Here is a 4696-nt window from a genome sequence, read left to right on the forward strand (position 1 = left end):
TCGCCGTGCACTTCCACGACACCTACGGGCAGGCCCTGTCCAACACCCTGGCCGCGCTGCGGCACGGGGTGACCACCGTCGACGCGTCGGCGGGCGGCCTCGGCGGCTGCCCGTACGCGAAGTCCGCCACCGGCAACCTGGCCACCGAGGACCTCGTGTGGATGCTCGACGGCCTCGGTGTCGAGACCGGGGTCGACCTGGCCGCCCTCACCGCCACGAGCGGGTGGATGGCCGAACAGCTGGGCCGCCCGAGCCCTTCCCGTACCGTTCGCGCGCTCTCCCACAAGGAGTCCTGACATGTCCCTCGACCACCGGCTCTCCGCTGAGCACGAGGAACTCCGCCGCACCGTGGAGGAGTTCGCCCACGACGTCGTCGCCCCGAAGATCGGTGACTACTACGAGCGGCACGCCTTCCCGTACGAGATCGTCCGCGAGATGGGCCGCATGGGCCTGTTCGGGCTGCCGTTCCCCGAGGAGTACGGCGGCATGGGCGGCGACTACCTGGCGCTGGGGATCGCCCTGGAGGAGCTGGCGCGGGTCGACTCCTCCGTGGCCATCACGCTGGAGGCGGGCGTCTCGCTCGGCGCGATGCCGGTCTACCGCTTCGGCACCGAGGAGCAGAAGCGGGAGTGGCTGCCGAAGCTGTGCTCCGGTGAGGTGCTCGGCGCGTTCGGTCTGACCGAGCCGGGGGCCGGTTCGGACGCCGGCGGCACCCGGACCACCGCCGTCCGGGACGGCGACCACTGGGTCATCAACGGTTCGAAGTGCTTCATCACCAACTCCGGTACGGACATCACGGGTCTGGTGACGGTCACGGCGGTCACCGGCCGCAAGCCGGACGGCCGCCCGCTGATCTCCTCGATCATCGTCCCGGCGGGCACGCCGGGCTTCACGGTCGCCGCGCCGTACTCGAAGGTCGGGTGGAACGCCTCGGACACCCGGGAGCTGTCCTTCGACGACGTGCGGGTCCCGGTGGAGAACCTGCTGGGCGAGGAGGGGCGTGGCTACGCGCAGTTCCTCCGCATCCTGGACGAGGGCCGGATCGCGATCGCGGCGCTCGCCACCGGGCTTGCGCAGGGCTGTGTCGACGAGTCCGTGAAGTACGCGAAGGAGCGCCAGGCCTTCGGCCGCCCGATCGCGGAGAACCAGGCCATCCAGTTCAAGATCGCCGACATGGAGATGCGCGCCCACATGGCGCGCGTCGGCTGGCGGGACGCGGCCTCGCGGCTGGTGCTCGGCGAGCCGTTCAAGAAGGAGGCGGCGCTCGCGAAGCTGTACTCCTCCACGGTGGCCGTGGACAACGCCCGTGAGGCGACGCAGGTCCACGGCGGCTACGGCTTCATGAACGAGTACCCGGTGGCCCGCATGTGGCGCGACTCGAAGATCCTGGAGATCGGCGAGGGCACCAGCGAGGTCCAGCGGATGCTGATCGCCCGGGAACTGGGCCTGCCCGCCTGACCTTTCCGGCCCGCCGCGCGCCCGTCGCCCCTCAGGGGCGGCGGGCGCCGTCGCGTGCCGGGGCGGGCGAGACGTAGGCGTCGTAACGCTCCCAGCCCCGGGCGGACGGCAGCGGCGCGAGGCGCCAGGCGCGGGCGTAGGGCGGTGGCGGGGTGCCGGCGCGGACGACGACGGCGACCGGGACGCGGCGGGCGGCGGCCGTGATGCCGGCCGGGGTGATGGCCGCGTCGTGGCCGGCCGGCTGGCGGGAGGCGCAGCCCGCGTAGTAACCGATCAGGACGTACTCGCGCCCGCTGACCAGACAGGGCGGCCGGACGCCGAGCCGGTGCAGGGCGGTCGCGACGGTGGTGAACTGGGCGCGTACGGAGCGGCTGTTGGTGACGGCGCGGTCGAGCACGGCGTACTGGACGGCGAGATGCGCGAGGAGGGCGGCGGCGAGCAGGGCCGTGGCCGCCGGCCGCCACGCGGGACGGAGCGCGGTGCGCAGGAACAGGGCGCACTCGGCGGCGGGCAGCGCGAGCAGGGCGTAGGCCGGCAGCAGGAAGCGGGGGGCGGCGTAGCCGAGGGTGAAGAGGTACGGCGCCGCCAGCGAGGCCGCCGTCACCGTCGCCAGCACGGCGGCGACGCCCCGCCGGGCCGGGTCCGCCCGCAGCGCCGCGACGACGCCGCCGAGGACGGCCGGCGGCAGCAGGAACCACCACACCGCCGTGACCGGGTGTTCCCACGGCACGTCGCAGGGGCGGCAGAGGGTGCGCCCGGCCAGGGCCCGGACGTGGTCGTCCACGGCCAGGTTCCAGCCCAGGGAGCCCTGGATCTCGCCGGCGCGCCGCAGCCGGGCGGCCAGGCCGCCGAAGCGCGCGTGGGCCTCGGCGATCCAGGGGACCGCGCCGAGCAGCGGCGCGACGACGAGGACGGCCACCACCGCCCGGCGCCGCCGCCGGACGGCGGGCGCGGCCAGGGCGACGGCGAGGAGCGGCAGGGCGAGCCAGAAGCCGTCGGCGGGACGCAGCAGGGTGACGGCGGCGACGGCTGCCCCGAGGCCCCCCAGGGCGGCGCGGCGCCGGACAGCCGTACGGTCTGCGGCGGCCGTACGACCCCCGGCCGCCGCACGCTCTCCGGTGCCCGTACGGTCTCGGCCGGGCGCGGTGTCCGAGGGCACCGCACCGGCGGCGGCCGCCCCCGTGGCCACCGCCGCGCCCGTCGCGCGCAGGAAGCAGCCGACGGCGGCCAGCGCGCCGAACGCGCACCAGAGGTTGGGCATCACGCGCGGGCCGTAGAACAGGGAGACCCACAGCCCGGCGAACAGGGCGCCCGCCGCGGTGAGGACCGGCGCGGGCAGGATGCCGCGCCACACCCGCAGCGCCGCCCAGAGCGCGGCCCCCGACAGCACGGCGAGGTAGGCACGGATCGCGGTCGTGGAGGCGGTGACGGCCGCCACCGGTGCGACGAGGTAGCTGATGCCACGGGCGCGGGGCGCGCTGAAGTACGCGGGCGGGGCGTTGCCGCCGACCTGGCTGACGTACACCGCCTCGTCCCAGCCGAGACCGGATCCGGGGACGACCAGGGCCAGTTGGACGAGGACGAAGACGGCGGCGGGCACGGCGGGCGACGCGACCGGCCACCGGAGCCGGGGGCCGCCGGGGCGCGCGGCGGCGGTGTCCGGGGCCCGGGGTGTCGCGGTCGCTTCGGAGGTGGTCACCCCGTCAACCCTGCGCGGGCCGCGGGGGAGCCGCCGCGCGGCGCGCCGCGAGGGCCGTGCCCGTCGCCTCGTCAGGAGTAGTGCGCCTCACACGTCCCGGCGGTGGACCACCCTGTCGAGTCGACGTGAGGTTAGGCTAACCTACCCTCGACTTGCCCAGGCCGACCCCGGCACGTACCGAAAGCGACACCGCCATGCCCAGCAACGCCCGAGCCACCCATCTCACCCGTCGCGGCCTGCTCACGGCCGGCGGCGCCCTCGGGCTCGGCGCCGCGCTCGCCGCCTGCGGCGGCGGTGACAAGAAGACGGAGGGCGGCGCCTCGGCCTCCGCCTCCGCCAAGTCCGGCGCCTGGGAGTTCAAGGACGACCGCGGCCAGGTCGCCAAGGCGAAGTCCACCCCGAAGAACATCGTCGCCTTCACCGGTGCCGCCGCCGCCCTGAAGGACTTCGGCGTCGAGGTCACCGGCGTCTTCGGCCCGACCTACGTCGAGGACCCGAAGACCAAGGCGAAGAAGCCGGACGTCCAGGCGGGCGACCTCGACATCACCAAGGTCAAGGTCATCGGCAACGTCTGGGGCGAGTTCAAGATCGAGGAGTACCTGAAGCTCGCTCCGGAGCTCCTCATCACGGACATGTGGGAGAAGAACGACCTCTGGTACGTCCCGGCGGAGCAGAAGGACAAGATCCTCTCCATCGCTCCGAGCGTCGCCCTGTGGGCGGCCGGCCGGTCGATGCCCGCCGTGCTCCAGCGCCACGCCGACCTGGCCGCCTCGCTCGGCGCCGACGTGCGGAGCGCCAAGGTGAAGGCCGACAAGGCCCGTTTCGAGGCCGCCGCCGAGCGCGTCCGCAAGGCCGCCCAGGGCAAGAAGGACATCAAGGTCCTGATCGGGTCCGGCTCCCCCGACCTCTTCTACGTCTCCACCCCGGTCCGTCCGACCGACACGCTGTACTTCAAGGAGCTCGGCGTCACCCTCGTCGTCCCGGACAAGCTGGACGAGGGCGGCTGGTTCGAGGGCCTGAGCTGGGAGCAGGTGGACAAGTACAAGGCGGACGTCATCCTGCTCGACAACCGCACCGGCACCCTGCAGCCGGAGCAGCTGAAGGCCAAGCCGACCTGGAACGCCCTGCCCGCCGTCAAGGCCGGCCAGGTGTACCCGCGCGTCACCGAGCCGATCTACTCCTACGCCAAGTGCGCCCCGCTCCTGGAGGACCTGGCCAAGGCCCTGGAGAACGCGAAGAAGGTGGCCTGACCGTGACGACCGCCGAGACCGCCCCGTTCCAGTTCTTCTCCCTGCGCGTCGACCGGACGAGGCGGCTCGGCCCGTCGCTGATCCGGGTCACCTTCACCGGTGAGGACCTGAAGAACTTCGCCTCCGGGGGCCGCGACCAGTCGCTCTCCCTCTTCCTGCCGCACCCCGGCCAGGAGGCCCCGGTCCTGCCGCCGCTGGACAACCCGGACATGTACGCGATCCTGGGCGCCTACCGGGCGATGCCCGCCGGCGAGCGGGCCGTGATGCGCTCGTACACGGTCCGGGCGCA

4 protein-coding genes and 1 pseudogene are annotated in these 4696 nt (G+C 73.9%); 4 read left to right on the forward strand and 1 reads right to left on the reverse strand.

Annotated elements, in window-relative coordinates:
- Window positions 1–296, forward strand: a pseudogene (locus tag RIF68_RS27815) (hydroxymethylglutaryl-CoA lyase); the annotation flags it as partial.
- 1 nt (window position 297) lies between these two features.
- Window positions 298–1458 carry an acyl-CoA dehydrogenase family protein gene (locus RIF68_RS27820; RefSeq protein ID WP_309054052.1) on the forward strand — a complete coding sequence of 387 codons (1161 nt, stop codon included), beginning with the start codon at window positions 298–300 and terminating at the stop codon, window positions 1456–1458.
- 31 nt (window positions 1459–1489) lie between these two features.
- Here RIF68_RS27820 and RIF68_RS27825 read toward each other — a convergent pair whose 3' ends face one another.
- The gene (locus RIF68_RS27825; RefSeq protein WP_309054053.1) at window positions 1490–3157 is read right to left on the reverse strand and encodes a hypothetical protein; all 1668 of its coding nucleotides are present in this window, start codon (window positions 3155–3157) and stop codon (window positions 1490–1492) included.
- Window positions 3158–3351: 194 nt separating this feature from the next.
- Here RIF68_RS27825 and RIF68_RS27830 point away from each other — a divergent pair, with 194 nt between their 5' ends.
- Together RIF68_RS27830 and RIF68_RS27835 are read left to right on the forward strand one after the other, a co-directional pair.
- A complete protein-coding gene (locus tag RIF68_RS27830; protein ID WP_309054054.1) occupies window positions 3352–4407 on the forward strand; it encodes an ABC transporter substrate-binding protein in 1056 nt (351 codons plus the stop codon).
- Between the two features lie 2 nt (window positions 4408–4409).
- On the forward strand, window positions 4410–4696 hold a 287-nt coding region (locus RIF68_RS27835; RefSeq protein ID WP_309054055.1), incomplete at its 3' end, for a siderophore-interacting protein.

This window comes from Streptomyces sp. (assembly GCF_031178505.1).
Lineage (GTDB): Bacteria > Actinomycetota > Actinomycetes > Streptomycetales > Streptomycetaceae > Streptomyces > Streptomyces gulbargensis.

What these genes read in the sequence shown, in the direction of transcription:
- RIF68_RS27830 (WP_309054054.1), top strand. Translation starts at nt 3,352, where the DNA reads ATGCCCAGCAACGCCCGAGCCACCCATCTCACCCGTCGCGGCCTGCTC.
- RIF68_RS27820 (WP_309054052.1), top strand. Translation starts at nt 298, where the DNA reads ATGTCCCTCGACCACCGGCTCTCCGCTGAGCACGAGGAACTCCGCCGC.